At 49.9% G+C, this 11,705-nt stretch carries 13 protein-coding genes; 11 read left to right on the top strand and 2 right to left on the bottom strand.

Translation table 11 applies throughout. From position 1 onward, the window contains the following. Positions 1-157: 157 nt before the first annotated feature. From MIB40_RS15335 to MIB40_RS15285, 11 genes are all read left to right on the top strand, one after another. Positions 158-496: a hypothetical protein gene (locus MIB40_RS15335; protein ID WP_249696045.1), complete on the top strand. Its 339-nt coding sequence runs from the start codon at positions 158-160 to the stop codon at positions 494-496. 112 nt (positions 497-608) lie between these two features. After that, positions 609-872 (top strand): hypothetical protein, encoded by a 264-nt coding sequence (locus tag MIB40_RS15330; protein ID WP_249696042.1) that lies wholly within the window; start codon positions 609-611, stop codon positions 870-872. Between the two features lie 100 nt (positions 873-972). After that, complete coding sequence (locus MIB40_RS15325) at positions 973-1,269, top strand: hypothetical protein (protein ID WP_249696040.1); 297 nt, start codon at positions 973-975, stop codon at positions 1,267-1,269. Between the two features lie 107 nt (positions 1,270-1,376). Beyond that, positions 1,377-1,739: a hypothetical protein gene (locus tag MIB40_RS15320; RefSeq protein ID WP_249696038.1), complete on the top strand. Its 363-nt coding sequence runs from the start codon at positions 1,377-1,379 to the stop codon at positions 1,737-1,739. Positions 1,740-1,938: 199 nt separating this feature from the next. Further along, positions 1,939-2,610: an HAD family hydrolase gene (locus MIB40_RS15315; protein WP_249696036.1), complete on the top strand. Its 672-nt coding sequence runs from the start codon at positions 1,939-1,941 to the stop codon at positions 2,608-2,610. Positions 2,611-2,674: 64 nt separating this feature from the next. Next, entirely contained in the window at positions 2,675-3,214 is a 540-nt protein-coding gene (locus MIB40_RS15310; protein ID WP_249696035.1) for an HD domain-containing protein, read from the top strand. A gap of 9 nt (positions 3,215-3,223) precedes the next feature. Further along, on the top strand, positions 3,224-4,081 hold the full coding sequence (locus tag MIB40_RS15305; RefSeq protein ID WP_249696033.1) for a phytanoyl-CoA dioxygenase family protein: 858 nt from the start codon (positions 3,224-3,226) through the stop codon (positions 4,079-4,081). Between the two features lie 201 nt (positions 4,082-4,282). After that, positions 4,283-5,308: a putative 2-aminoethylphosphonate ABC transporter substrate-binding protein gene (locus MIB40_RS15300; protein ID WP_249696031.1), complete on the top strand. Its 1,026-nt coding sequence runs from the start codon at positions 4,283-4,285 to the stop codon at positions 5,306-5,308. 136 nt (positions 5,309-5,444) lie between these two features. Continuing rightward, positions 5,445-6,629, top strand: a complete 1,185-nt coding sequence (locus MIB40_RS15295; RefSeq protein WP_249696029.1) for a putative 2-aminoethylphosphonate ABC transporter ATP-binding protein — start codon at positions 5,445-5,447, stop codon at positions 6,627-6,629. Next, positions 6,626-8,320, top strand: a complete 1,695-nt coding sequence (locus MIB40_RS15290) for a putative 2-aminoethylphosphonate ABC transporter permease subunit (protein ID WP_249696027.1) — start codon at positions 6,626-6,628, stop codon at positions 8,318-8,320. Before MIB40_RS15295 ends, MIB40_RS15290 begins: the two co-directional genes overlap by 4 nt. 217 nt (positions 8,321-8,537) lie before the next feature. Then, positions 8,538-9,428, top strand: a complete 891-nt coding sequence (locus MIB40_RS15285) for an EamA family transporter (protein WP_249696047.1) — start codon at positions 8,538-8,540, stop codon at positions 9,426-9,428. 110 nt (positions 9,429-9,538) lie between these two features. On the opposite strand, the gene MIB40_RS15280 is transcribed toward MIB40_RS15285, so the two are convergent. Then, a complete protein-coding gene (locus tag MIB40_RS15280) occupies positions 9,539-10,333 on the bottom strand; it encodes a sterol desaturase family protein (protein ID WP_249696024.1) in 795 nt (264 codons plus the stop codon). 162 nt (positions 10,334-10,495) lie between these two features. Next, the gene (locus MIB40_RS15275) at positions 10,496-11,617 is read right to left on the bottom strand and encodes an MBL fold metallo-hydrolase (RefSeq protein ID WP_249696022.1); all 1,122 of its coding nucleotides are present in this window, start codon (positions 11,615-11,617) and stop codon (positions 10,496-10,498) included. Between the last annotated feature and the right edge of the window lie 88 nt (positions 11,618-11,705).

Genomic DNA, 11,705 nt, shown 5'->3' with positions numbered 1-11,705 from the left:
GCGGCTGCATTCAGGAATTGATTACTGTTCACCGATGGAATACGAGCAATTAGCAGCATGAAAAATCATGTGTCCGTTTTATCGGGGGAAGATCACTGGTTTTCCGCTGCGCTGCAAACCAGCCGCAAATGCGGGCGTTATGCATCAAGGAGAATTTATGCCAACGGAAAAAGATAGGCTCGGTTTTATTCACGATCATTTAAAGATGCTCGCAACCTTGAGCTCGGCAGCAATTGTGGTCTTAGTTACTCTGGCCTATAAATTCCCTAGCCAAGAGACTGGCATCTCTGTCGCGATAGCAGGTTTTATTCTGTCTTTGCTTTCATCTCTAGTTGCACAAGCAATTCTATTAATAAATTACCCAATTGGTGATTTCAGCGAGGGTGCAGAATATCGAGGTAACGCAATTGATAAGTCAATTTTTATTAGTTGGTGCCTGTTCTTTAGTAGCATGGTTGCGCTTGCCTCTACAGCAATTGGAGTGCTAAATGCATAACAAGCCAATGAACTTCGCGCGTACCCACCGCTTTGCGGCACGCGCTGGACTCAAACTCACTGGCGTTCGTTTTCGCCAGTTATTTTTGCGTTATGCACTCTAAAGGATTTCTATGCCTAGTAAGCTAGATGATAAGGAGCTCGAATCACTAACCGTAAATGGTATTGGTGAAGTAACACCTGGAATGAAAGTAGAGCATCCTCTGTTTGGTCTAGGTGAGGTTGAAGCTATTTTTGAATTCATCAAATCTGGTGAGAATACGATTCGAATCAATTTTGAGAAACATGGTTCAAAGGCGCTAGTGCCAGAATATGCAAACCTAACTATTCCTAAGGAAAAGAAGCCCTCTTTCTTTGGGAAATTATTCAAAAAATGAGAGGATTGCATAAAAAACCATTAAGAATTGCACACAAAAATACGTGGTCTGGACGCGCAAAAAGCCGCGAGACTCTTATGGTAAGCGTTAAATAGTCACCATGATTCAAAAGTATTCCGCGTATCACACAGTTGCAATATTTGTTATTTTCACCGCATTGAGCATTTTTGGTGTTGGTGAAGGTGTTTCATACACCCACAAAGACTTCGAAAGTACATTGGGGAAATTCCTTTTTGGTGCTTTAATCTTGTTTATGGTTGTCCCCGTGGCAATAAACACTCTGTCCATGTGGTGGCATATGCTCACAAACGGCAAGTGGTTGTGGTTCGTTGCAGTTATCTTTATTGCGTTTGGCGCAACTGCGCCGTACTACTTCTTGGTCTACCGTAATGAGTAAACCATACAAGTCAATCAATGACACCCTTGAGGGTCTGCACCTCCACTCCACGGCTTCGCCGCTGCGTTCCGGTCCATTATTGAGGTGTTATTTTTTCCAGGTGATTCATGTTATTCGACGATATGATAAAACCGATTAGCAACCATTCAAAGCGCACTCTAATAGTTGTGCTTTCAATTGTTATTGCTGTCTTGATTCTACTCGCTTACTTGAATGGTGGTGTTTATACGGTTTGGGCCTGGATAGCTGGTTTTCCACTAGCTTTAGTTTTTATTTCGCTCGTTTTTGGTAAAGCCTCTAAGGGCAAAGGCGCAATGTCCACTTTTACATTGAACCTTGTTGGGGGTTGCGTTGGTTTAGGCTCTATAGTGGCCATATTTTATGGCAACCATACAGCTTGGGTTGGCATTGTAGTTTCGATATTAATCTTGCGTTTAGGTAAGCAGCGCAGTGCAAAATATAAAGCATAACAAGCGACTGTATACGGCCAAGCGATGGTAACAATTGCAACTCTCCCTATAGTGCGGATTCTCCGCACTAGCTTCAATCGAATATTTTGATCTCCACGGGTTGACCCTGTCATCAAGTTGTCATTTTTATTCACTATTATCTGGTCTATACCAGATAAAGCGATAGCCTGTTGTCACCAACACTGTGGAATTGACCTGAATGGCCCTACGTATTTTCGACCTCGATGAGACCCTGACTAGCTGCGATACCTCATCCTTGTTTTGCCAATACCTGGTGGAAACCGGGGTGGCCACAGACCCGGCCTTTTACCGTGAAGAGCAGCGTTTGATGGCGCTTTATGCGCAACAAAAAATGAGCATAGACGACTATGTCTCGCATCAGATGCAACCGCTGCTGGGGCTGTCAGCTGATGAAGTTGAACAGCTTACGCAACGTTTTGTCACCGATCGGGTGGAATCAAGAATTTATCCCCAGGCACGCCAGATATTAGCGGAGCTGGGCGCTGCCGGGCATCGGCTCGTCGTTGTGTCGGCCACGGTCAGCTTTATTGTCCGGGAAGTGGCTCGTCGGTTAGGTATTGCCGACGTGTTGGCAATCGATTTGGTGTTGAATAAGAACGGCCGGTATACCGGAGTCATTCAAGGAACACCGACCTATCGAGAGGGCAAGGTTAGCAGGCTTCGTGTCTGGCTGGAGCAGGAAAAGGAATCGCTCCATGATGCGGCTTTCTACAGTGACTCCATGAATGATCTGCCTTTGCTGGAATGCGTTGACCAGCCGGTAGCCACCAACCCCTGTGCGCAGTTAGCGCTGATTGCTGAGGCACGAAACTGGCCGCAACTGCATTGGAAGGATCAGGCGCTGGGTTAGCCCCTTGGTCTGCAAACAAAACACCAAAAAATCAAACGAACATCAGGAACCGTTGAGTTACATCATGAATAGCACCATAGATAAAATCGTCGATCTGTTTTCTGTCGAAGGCAACCAAACCTACGGCGAAAATATTACCCAAACCGAGCATGCGGTGCAGTGCGCTGAGTTGGCTGCACGCTCCGGGGCTGGCAATGAACTGATTGCCGCCGCGCTGCTGCATGATATCGGTCATCTGCTTGCGGCGACCGATGTTGCCTTTGGTAACTATCAGCACGATCGAGTGGGTGCCGATTATCTTTCAGCGTATTTTCCTCCGGCGGTGACCGAACCCATCCGTCTGCATGCCCAGGCGAAGCGGTATCTGTGTTCGGTCGAAGAGGGGTATCTGGCTGATTTGTCGACGGCATCCCTGGATTCGTTTCATCATCAGGGAGGGTTAATGACTGAGGAGGAGCAAAGGGCGTTTATGCAGCAGGAATATGCGGAAGAGGCCATCCAGCTGCGTCGTTGGGATGACGAAGGAAAAATCGAAGAGATGAGCCTGCAGCCTTTTGCTCAGTACCGCGTCTATCTGGAAGCGGCCATTCAAACAGCGAACTAAGAGGTTGTGATGTTATCTACCCAAGATGAGTTTATGGATCGGGGCTACGTTGTGCTAGAGCAGGGGTTGTCATCCCTGGAAATGATGCTGCTGGAAAAGGTGAGTGCGAATCTGACCGAGCACGCCGAGCGATTGTTGCAGAGAATGCACAGTAGTGAGGAGAGTGCGACCGAATTTTATCGTGATCATCCGGAAGAGTTGATCGTTGTTCCTGAAATTGATAATGCGCTCAAGGTCTGTCGTTTTGAATATATCAAGGGCTATAACCGCAGCGTACGAGAACAGATTGTCCCCAAACTGCAACAGTACATTAAGCAATTGACCGGCGATGAATTCGTTCTTTTTAAAGATAAATGCAACGCCAAAAACCCGGGTGGTGGTGCCTTTAAACCGCATCAGGATGTGATTGCTTACAATCACCTTAAACCCAATTACCATATTACCGTGGCGATTTTTCTTGATGAATCGACGGTCGAAAATGGTTGTCTCTATTTTCCCAAGAATTATCGTGATGATCTTTCAGACCATCACTTTCCAGTGCAAAACACCAGCGGTGGAGCGCTTCCGATTCTACCCAGCTATGAAGGTGGCGATCGTCATGGGGTCATACAGCAAGAGGTGGTTAATCAAATAGAATGGCAGGCGGTTCTTGCGCAACCCGGGGATGTAGTCATTTTTGATTCCTATGTGCCCCACTATTCGGAAAAAAACAACTCCGATCATTCCAGAAGAGCCATGTTTTATACGTTTAATGCACAGGGTTATGGTGATTTTTATGATGAGTATTACGGCATGAAACATCGTGAATTTGACCACCCGAGTTTCCATGTAGCGACCCCGACCCGTCATCGAAAATCGAAGCAGTGATAAATTATTTTTTGCTTTGTCTCTGAGAAGAGGCGTTGTGATGGCGGTGAAATATGGTCATAAAATGTATTTAAAACTGTCATCGCGTTGTCATCTTGTCTCGGCATAATTTTCTTGGTCTATACCAGGTTCTGGTGGCTCTTTGAGTCTGTCGGGATTGTCATCCCCCTCTGTTTTTTACTATTTATGCTGGAGATTAAGATGAAACTGATTGCTAAAGCCCGCATGCTGGCGGCTGTGCTGAGTGTCGGTACTGTATTGCAGGCACAGGCACAAACGGAATTGACGGTGTATACCGCGTTGGAAGCGGATCAGCTAAAGGCCTACGCCAATGCTTTTCAGAAAGAACATTCTGACATCCGGATTCGTTGGGTGCGTGACTCTACGGGTATTGTCACGGCGCGCCTGTTGGCCGAGAAAGAAAATCCTCAAGCCGATGTGGTGTTGGGCCTGGCCGCGACCAGTCTGCTGGTATTGAAAGACCAGGGCATGCTGCAAGGGTACAAGCCTGCCGGTGTCGAAAAGCTGAGCAAGAAATTTGTCGATAAGGGAGAGCAACCTACCTGGGTGGGTATGGATGCCTGGGTGGCATCTATCTGCTACAACACGATCGAAGCCAAGAAGCTGAACCTGCCCAAGCCAACCAGCTGGAAGGATCTAACCCGTCCGGAATACAAGGGGCATGTGATCATGCCTAATCCGAACTCTTCCGGCACCGGTTTTCTGGATGTGTCCAGTTGGTTGCAAAGCTTTGGTGAAGGCCAGGGCTGGGCATACATGGACAAGTTGCATGGCAATATTGATCGTTACACCCATTCGGGTTCCAAACCCTGCAAATTGGCTGCCGCTGGTGAAACCGCCATTGGCGTTTCATTTGCTTACCGCGGCGCCAAGCTGGTCAACAAGGGCGCGCCGATCGAAGTGATTTTCCCCGTTGAAGGCCTGGGTTGGGATATGGAAGCGGCGGCCATCGTTAAGGGCACCGATAAGCTGAAAGCGGCCCAGACCCTGATGGATTGGGCGGTATCTCGCAAAGCCAACGAACTGTACAGCAACAGCTATGCGGTGGTGGCTATGCCAGGCGTTGCCAAGCCGATCAAGAACTACCCTGAGGACATCGCCGATCGCATGATCGATAACGACTTTGAATGGTCGGCTGTTAATCGTTCACGCATTCTCAAGGAGTGGCAGCAGCGTTACGACAGCAAGAGTGAACCCAAAAAATAATTGTTGTTACGGCTTATGGCGGCCTGAGTGATCGGGTCGCCTAATTGTTAAAGAATTTCATAACTGATTGTTTGAATTGGATCGGAGCCGTGTTGGATCTCTGATTGAAATAATGCAGTGCTCCGGGAATAGAATCATGTTGCAAGCTCCTTATCTAGAAATTACCGAACTGGAAAAACGTTTTGACGATTTTGTCGCGCTCAACGATATTTCCTTACAAATCAATGAGGGGGAGTTTGTCTGTTTTTTAGGGCCTTCCGGCTGCGGGAAAACCACCCTTCTGCGGACCATTGCCGGCCTCGAACAGGCGCAGCAAGGGCGTATTATTCAGGGGGGGAAAGATATAACACATCTGCCAACCCAACACCGGGACTTTGGCATTGTGTTTCAGTCTTACGCCCTGTTTCCAAATCTGACGGTGGCAGACAATATTGCCTACGGTCTGGTGAACAACAGGCTGTCCCGGCAGGAGCGCGCCATTCGAGTTGCCGAGCTGCTGGCACAGATTGATTTGCCGGGCATCGAGGAGAAATTTCCCGGTCAATTGTCCGGTGGCCAGCAGCAGCGAGTCGCCCTGGCGAGGGCCCTGGCAATTCAACCGGGACTATTACTGTTGGATGAGCCGCTGTCGGCACTGGATGCACGGGTACGCCTTCATCTGCGCAAGGAGATTTGCGAGTTACAAAGATCGCTCGGCATAACCACGGTGATGGTGACTCACGATCAGGATGAAGCGCTGACCATGGCGGATCGTATTGTGGTGATGGACCATGGCACCATTGCCCAGACAGGAACACCGCAAGAGATCTATCATCATCCCGCGACCGAATTTGTGGCGCGTTTTATCGGTAGCATGAATTTACTTCCCAGTCGGTTCGAAAATAATCAGAAACTGGTTATCGAAGGCACGGAGTTGAGTTATCCCCTGTGTCTTGATCAGGAGGTCAGTGAAGGTAAGTTGGGTTTTCGTCCAGAGAGGGTCAGAGTGGTGCCTGCGGAGCTTGGCCTTCCGCCCAAAAACCTTGGTTTACGAGGGGCGGTACAAAAAATTGTCTTTATGGGAGCCCTGGTTCGGCTAGAGGTTCGACTGGCCATAGATGTCGATATAGAGGTTGATATGCCAGGCCATCAATACGCCGAACAACAACCCGCAGTGGGCGACATTATCAGCCTGCTTATCGATGAGCAGGATCTGCACTTCTATCCAAAAGCCACGGACGCTCAGGCGGTTCCATTGCGTATTCGGGACCAGGACACCTCAACCACTGAGTATCTGCAACCGGGCGAACAATGGAGCATGCTGGTAGGGGCGCAAGCATGACAGCATTGATAGCACGAGGCATTGACCAATTTCGATTTAACTTCGAGGGTATTCTCCAGCGCACTCTTTTAGTACTGGGTGTTTTATTTTTGATGTTGGGGTTGCTGGCCCCACTGGCCACCATGTTATTAAAAAGCCTGCAGGATCAGCAGGGCCAGTTTGTTGGTGTGGCCAACTTTGTCGAATATTTTACCAACCCCGCGCTGTTCAGTTCCATTATCAATTCATTGATCATCGCCTGCTGGACTACGGTGATTGTTGTCAGTTGTGCATTTATTAGCGCTTATGCTTTAACCCGCAGCGGCATGGTGGCCAAGAAAGGCTTCCGTATTATCAGTAGTCTGCCCCTGTTTGCCCCCTCACTGTTGCCGGCATTGAGCATGATCTATCTGTTTGGTAATCAGGGTGTTCTCAAAGACTGGCTGCCCGTGGATTCTATCTATGGACCGGTAGGCATTATCATCGGTTTATCGTTCTGGATTTTCCCCCATGCCCTGATGATTCTTACGACGGCCTTAGCCAATAGCGATGCGCGCTTGTATGAAGCTGCCAAGGCGTTAAAAACGCCGGCATGGCGAGTGTTTTTCACCATTACCCTGCCGGGGGTTCGCTATGGTTTGGTGAATACCATCTTTGTCTGTTTTACCCTGGCGATCACCGACTTTGGCGTGGCCAAGGTGATCGGTGGCCAGTACAACGTGCTGGCTACGGATATCTACAAGCAGGTAGTCGGGCAACAAAATTTTCAGATGGGTGCGGTGGTGAGTATCATTTTGCTGTGTCCGGCCATCCTCTCGTTCTGGATTGAGCGTCGGGTACAGAAGCGCCAGACGGCTCAGGTTGGGGCTCGAGCCGTTGCCATACGGCCAGAGGCTCAGCCAATAAGGGATATGCTTTTGTTTGGCTTTTGCGGCCTTATCGGTGCGTTTCTGTTGTTGGTGATCGGCATGGCCGTTTACGCGTCGCTGATCAACTTCTGGCCTTACAATCTTGACCTTACCCTGAATAACTACCAATTCGATATGATGGATGGGGGCGGCTGGGAATCCTATTTTAATTCGCTGCGAATGGCTTTCTGGGTTTCATTGATTGGCACCCTTATCGTTTTTTCCCTGGCGTATTTGAATGAGAAAATGAATGTATTTCCCTGGTTGCGCAAGGTGATGCAGTTTTTGGCCATGTTGCCGATGGCGATCCCGGGTATGGTGCTGGGTTTATCCTACATCTTTTTCTTTAACGCGCCGGACAACCCTCTGAATGTTATCTATGGCACATTGGCTATTCTGGTATTAAACACATTGGTGCATTTTTATACGGTCTGTCATCTCACGGCGGTTACCAGTTTGAAACAGATCGATAAGGAATTCGAATCGGTTTCGGCATCGTTGAAGGTGCCTTTTTATACCACCTTCTTCAAAGTAACGCTGCCGCTTTGTCTGGCTCCCGTGTTGGAAATCTCCGTGTACCTGTTCGTCAATGCGATTACGACGGTATCGGCGGTGGTGTTTCTCTACTCTGCTGATACTACCCTGGCATCGGTCGCGGTCATCAACATGGATGAGGCCGGCGATACGGCGGCGGCCGCTGCAATGGCGGTGCTCTTGATGGTGACAGCATTGGGCGTTAAGGGTTGTCATTGGCTGATCAGCCATCAGATATTGCAACATACCCAGCGTTGGAGGCAGGCTTAAGGCTACTGGGCAGCAAAAACTTTTCTGTAACCCTGATTCGTTTGGGGTTATCCCCGGAACTTGGCGGATAACCCTGTCTACAAGCAAGCCAGGATTGTTTGCTCGGTCATCGTCTGTTTTTTGCCGATCTGCCTGCTTAACTTACGATGTCAGAGGCGTGCTGACGTTCTCGTGTTTATATGAGCATTTATTGTTTTGGAGACACCTCTTGAGCGCAATGGCAATTGCCCTGATTATTACCTCCACTTTGTTGCATGCTGGTTGGAACTCGATCGGTAAACGCTCGGCGACCAGTGCTTCCTTTTATATGTGGGCGACGGCGGCGGGTATGCTGATCTATAGCCCGTTACTGTTTAATGTCTGGTCGGATGTGCTGGCGATGCCGACCCGCTTCTGGTTGTTGATCCTGGCATCCGGGCTTTGCCAAATGGTCTATCTGGTGGGGCTGGCAAAAGCCTATCAAGGCGGTGATCTGGGCGTGGTCTATCCATTGGCGCGAGCCTTGCCGGTGTTGATTGTGCCGCTTTTGGTGTTAATGGCCTATGGTGATACGGCCTTGTCGGTCGCTGATGTGGGCGCCATGGCATTGATTTTTTGTGGTGCCATGATGGTCCCGGTTCGGCGTTGGCGGGAGTGGCATATCAAGACCTATTTTACCCCTGCGGTAGGCTGGGCGGTGGTCGCTGCCCTGGGTACGGCGGGATATTCTTTTACCGACAGCGCCGCCATCCATTTGATGCGCGATGCCGGCTTTAATGCCTTCGAAGCGGGAGGTGCGTTTGCCGTGGTCCAGGCCGCCAGCATAGTCCTCTGTATGTTGCCGGTATCGCTGCTGGTATTAAAAGAGCCGGTTTTTGCCGCGTTGTTTCGCCAGCCGCAGATCAAGCGTTCCATGTTCGTGACCGGTTTATTCGCCGTGGGTACCTACCTGTTGGTGTTGATCAGCATGTCGATGGTGACGGAAGTCAGTTATGTGGTGGCACTGCGTCAGTTGAGCATTCCCATCGGGGTCGCCATCGGTATCATCTGGTTAAAGGAGGGATGGCATCCTAATCGCCTGCAAGGCGTCGTTATCATGCTCGTTGGGCTGGTGTTTGTGTCGCTATAGGCCTGTTATCCAGGCCGTCTATCAGTCTGGGACAGATGACCCCAATGATGAACGATCATCGTTGGGGGCTCTTCAGAAATACAATGACAGACTATTGTTTCGGGCGGTTATTACTGCGCCGAAGAGACTGCGGTGGTTGGCCGTTTACGCTGGGCTGACGGTTGGTCGGCAATCTGCTGAGGAGATAGTCCTTTTTTCCGTTCTTCCAGATAACGCAGGTAAGCGGCGATGTGGGTTTGGCCAAGATATTTGTCCAGATACGGCAGGAACCCCGCATAATTGCCTTTGAACTTCGCGTGATGGAAATCATGGTAAACCGGGCCCTGATAGACCGGAAACAGGTGCGCGGGATTCCAGGGCACGTCGTAGCCGATGTGTCCGTCTGCGCCCTCGAACTGGCGGATGATGACCCAGATCCAGATCACGTAGATGTGCGCGCCGATGAGCATCGGCCCCACCAGAGTCAGGAACGCGGTTAAGGAGAACTCCAGCCAGTGCATGTAATTGCCATTGATACCGCAGGTGTTGCGAATGCGGTGATGCACGCTGTGAACATGACGCAGCAGCCATTTGTTTTCATGCATGTAGCGGTGCATCCAGTAGTATAAAAAATCATCCAGAAAGACGAAAAACAGCAGCTGTATGATAATGATATACCAGGCGGGCAAGGCGCCATCATGAACGCCGCTGAGCTTTATCAACGGCCAGAAGAGCACCAGTAAAGCCGCGAGAATAATATTGTTCTGGATGATGCGGCCGACCGATGGCCAGAAGAAACGGTCAAACTCGAAGGGCTTTTGCTGAATTTTATATTTTCGCATCGATTGTGGATCGAGCCAGGCAACAATCGTCCAGGGAATGGCCACGGTCAGGAACGCCGCCATGCTGATGGCCAACGTGGCCATGGGAAACTGCCAAAACCAGGGGTCGTTATAAAAGCCTTGCCAGTACGAAAAAATATTCATAAAGCATCCTTGGGTTATCAATCATCAAAAGGCCGGGCCTACGAATTTGTCCCGCTAACGATCATCGCCTTTGTTGTTATTCGCTATGCTCTTGGAACCCTGTTACCGAGGGTTTACCAGAGTGCCGAAATGCAAATCGCCGTAAGTCACCGTCGGCTTGTAGCCTGGAAAGCCCCAATAACCGGTCAGCTCCGAAGAATTCGCCATATTGGGGAAGTCAGAATAGGTGGGATGGTTACCGGCGATGGTTTTCTCAACCACCATAGAGATGTACTGATCCAGTCCACCCTCCAGAGTGTTGCCGTTCAGGATGACTTCCATGCCGGTTTGCTGGGCGTATTTTTTCAGTCCGGGGATGCGGGATTTATCCGGTGCATAGCAATCCGGTCCGACACCGTTTTCGCTGGTGACTTTTAAGCCTTCGGGAGTGTGGGCAACAAAGGAGTGGTTACCGACGGTGTGGCCCGGAGTGCGAATCAAGGCCAGACCATCACCAATCATGACATCGCCTTCGAGCTGAATAACACGATCCTCGGCGACACCGGCCAGCCCATTCGGGCAATACCAGTCGATCTGGGGAGCCATCAGCGCATTCGCGGATTCCCACTCCTCTCTCATAACCAGAAGTTTTGCATTGGGAAAAAAACCGGGACGAATACCGTCCCCTAGCCATTGCCGCAAATCCTGAGTGTGTAGATGGTCATAACTGATGAAATCGATATCTTCAGGCGCCAGGCCCAGCTGCTGCAGGCAACCGTTGACGGTACTGATTTCGGGCGCGATAAACTTTTTTAACCAGTTTTTTGCCGGGCCAGCTTTGTCGGTGATCTTGCGAAAATAGGGGGTTTGGGCATTCGCCTGGATGTCGGAGGGGGATAACAACAGGGTTTTTACCCCGTCCCGGGTATTCACCTGAACGATGAACAGGCGATTCAGGATATGAATAAATGGCATCGGAATAACATTGCAGTTAAGAAACGCATACTTGCTGGGGTAGGGCACCCGGATCAATTCCATGCTGCGGTAGAACCTCACCTGGGGGCGTTCCAGCATATGATCGCGAAACTTTCCTGCCGCATGACGCATGGCCTCAAGGCGGGTATGGGCGCTGCCATAGCGGCGGGCTTCGGAAAAATGTTCAATAGGCTGGATAACGCTGTCTAGCCAGCCTGTGTCGGGGCTTGCAGTGCCAGCATCTGGGGATGACAGGGTCATAGTGCTCATCGATTTACCTGATCTTGTTGTTGTTTTATGCCGCTAGGGTACAAGAGCCATCTGATGTAATATTGCTAAAAGATGTCAATACTTTGCT

Origin of the sequence: Aestuariirhabdus haliotis (assembly GCF_023509475.1) — a bacterium.
Taxonomy (GTDB): Bacteria; Pseudomonadota; Gammaproteobacteria; order Pseudomonadales; family Aestuariirhabdaceae; genus Aestuariirhabdus; species Aestuariirhabdus haliotis.
This window is presented reverse-complemented; position numbering and strand designations above follow the sequence as displayed.

Bases quoted from the DNA above. Each gene is read 5' to 3' on its own strand.
- MIB40_RS15285 (WP_249696047.1), top strand. From the start codon at position 8,538: ATGGCAATTGCCCTGATTATTACCTCCACTTTGTTGCATGCTGGTTGG.
- MIB40_RS15300 (WP_249696031.1), top strand. From the start codon at position 4,283: ATGAAACTGATTGCTAAAGCCCGCATGCTGGCGGCTGTGCTGAGTGTC.
- MIB40_RS15305 (WP_249696033.1), top strand. From the start codon at position 3,224: ATGTTATCTACCCAAGATGAGTTTATGGATCGGGGCTACGTTGTGCTA.
- MIB40_RS15290 (WP_249696027.1), top strand. From the start codon at position 6,626: ATGACAGCATTGATAGCACGAGGCATTGACCAATTTCGATTTAACTTC.
- MIB40_RS15335 (WP_249696045.1), top strand. From the start codon at position 158: ATGCCAACGGAAAAAGATAGGCTCGGTTTTATTCACGATCATTTAAAG.
- MIB40_RS15330 (WP_249696042.1), top strand. From the start codon at position 609: ATGCCTAGTAAGCTAGATGATAAGGAGCTCGAATCACTAACCGTAAAT.
- MIB40_RS15310 (WP_249696035.1), top strand. From the start codon at position 2,675: ATGAATAGCACCATAGATAAAATCGTCGATCTGTTTTCTGTCGAAGGC.
- MIB40_RS15280 (WP_249696024.1), bottom strand. From the start codon at position 10,333: ATGGCCACGTTGGCCATCAGCATGGCGGCGTTCCTGACCGTGGCCATT.
- MIB40_RS15275 (WP_249696022.1), bottom strand. From the start codon at position 11,617: ATGAGCACTATGACCCTGTCATCCCCAGATGCTGGCACTGCAAGCCCC.
- MIB40_RS15315 (WP_249696036.1), top strand. From the start codon at position 1,939: ATGGCCCTACGTATTTTCGACCTCGATGAGACCCTGACTAGCTGCGAT.
- MIB40_RS15325 (WP_249696040.1), top strand. From the start codon at position 973: ATGATTCAAAAGTATTCCGCGTATCACACAGTTGCAATATTTGTTATT.
- MIB40_RS15295 (WP_249696029.1), top strand. From the start codon at position 5,445: ATGTTGCAAGCTCCTTATCTAGAAATTACCGAACTGGAAAAACGTTTT.
- MIB40_RS15320 (WP_249696038.1), top strand. From the start codon at position 1,377: ATGTTATTCGACGATATGATAAAACCGATTAGCAACCATTCAAAGCGC.